At 40.7% G+C, this 1359-nt stretch carries 3 protein-coding genes; all 3 read left to right on the forward strand.

The window, feature by feature from the left end; genetic code table 11:
- Positions 1 to 218: hypothetical protein (locus KDK14_RS09755; protein ID WP_257264909.1), on the forward strand; the 218-nt coding region annotated here is incomplete at its 5' end.
- Positions 219 to 374: 156 nt separating this feature from the next.
- The gene (locus KDK14_RS09760; protein ID WP_257264910.1) at positions 375 to 818 is read left to right on the forward strand and encodes a hypothetical protein; all 444 of its coding nucleotides are present in this window, start codon (positions 375 to 377) and stop codon (positions 816 to 818) included.
- Between the two features lie 96 nt (positions 819 to 914).
- Positions 915 to 1313: a VOC family protein gene (locus KDK14_RS09765; protein WP_257264911.1), complete on the forward strand. Its 399-nt coding sequence runs from the start codon at positions 915 to 917 to the stop codon at positions 1311 to 1313.
- Positions 1314 to 1359 lie beyond the last annotated feature (46 nt).

The raw sequence follows: 1359 nt of genomic DNA on the forward strand, positions 1-1359 counted from the left end.
TAGCTAAATATCCTATTATCGGGATGATCGTTCGACCGATTCTGTCGCCCTGTGTGCCTGGGAAGGAGAAGCAAATAACTCAGTTTGTCTTGAGCGCATTTTTACAAAAGGTGGTAATGAAGAAATCAGGTTGGCTTGGTGGAAAAGTAACAGACAATCAACCCGTCCAGCAGACATTGATGCTATCAATTGGGTACCACTTTTCAAACAAGCCTTGAAGCAGGGAGTCTTCACACAAGAAGAACAGCTTGGGATGATAAAATCTCTTCTTGAAAACTAAAAGAACATAACAAGAGCGTCGCGCGGACAAGCCGCACACGCAGGCGTTAGGTGCTAAAGTTCATCATTTCATCAACAACCAAAGTAAAATTATCATGAAGTCTGTAAATTACTGGCATATGCAAATTCACCCAAATGATCCGTCATATGCAGAAGATCACATTCATTCTATTCTTGAGCATAAAAAAATAATTGGTCTTGGCAATTGGAAAGATGGAGAAGACAAAATTTCTGACTTTCGCAATAAAATGAATGTTAATGATATTGTTGCAATAAAAACAGGAAAAAAGCTGATAGCCTTAGTTCAAGTTATCGGTGGTTGGTACGAAGTAAAAGACGACAAATCAGAAACTTGCTGGATTGAAAATAGAAGGCCAATTAGAGTTCTTGACTGGGCCATTGAAAATAAAACACTTCATCAACCAAGAGGAACGCTAGAACGATGTGTAAATGATGTTGCAACCACACGTACTATCAAAGAGTGGCACAACCAGGTTGTAAAATCATTCCAAAAGAGAAAGCTAGACCTTTACGTATAAAAGCGCCTAACAAGAGCATCCAGCGGACGGTGCTAGGCGCACCGCCGCTTATGCAGGCGTTAGCTACTCATCAAAAATCAGCATCGGGAGATAATCATGAAAGAAATAACAAGAATTAATCATGTAGGGTTGAGAGTTAGAAATTTGGATGTCTCTCGTGAATTTTACGGAAAACTGGGTTTTAAATTTATTGTTGGGCCAGTTGGTCCGGAGCCAGTAGCTATAGTAGAGCACCCATCAGGAATAAACATTAACTTGATTCTCAATGCCTCCGGAGATGCACCAAAGAAAAATGTACTGATGGAAAATGATGTGAAATATCCAGGCTATACGCATATTGCACTTGAAATCACAGACTATGATTCGGCTAAAAGTTACATTGAAGAGTTAGGTTTTCCCATAACTGATGAAGTTGAATACCACGGTGCTCAGTTTTTCTTTATAAGAGATCCAGATGGCAATATCCTCGAATTCCATCAACCAGAACGCAGCTAACAAGAGCATCCAGCGGACGGCGCTAGACGCGCCGCCGCTTATGCAG

It is taken from the genome of Endozoicomonas sp. ONNA2 (assembly GCF_024606365.1).
In the GTDB taxonomy this organism is placed as follows: domain Bacteria; phylum Pseudomonadota; class Gammaproteobacteria; order Pseudomonadales; family Endozoicomonadaceae; genus Endozoicomonas.

What these genes read in the sequence shown, in the direction of transcription:
- KDK14_RS09765 (WP_257264911.1), top strand. Translation starts at nt 915, where the DNA reads ATGAAAGAAATAACAAGAATTAATCATGTAGGGTTGAGAGTTAGAAAT.
- KDK14_RS09760 (WP_257264910.1), top strand. Translation starts at nt 375, where the DNA reads ATGAAGTCTGTAAATTACTGGCATATGCAAATTCACCCAAATGATCCG.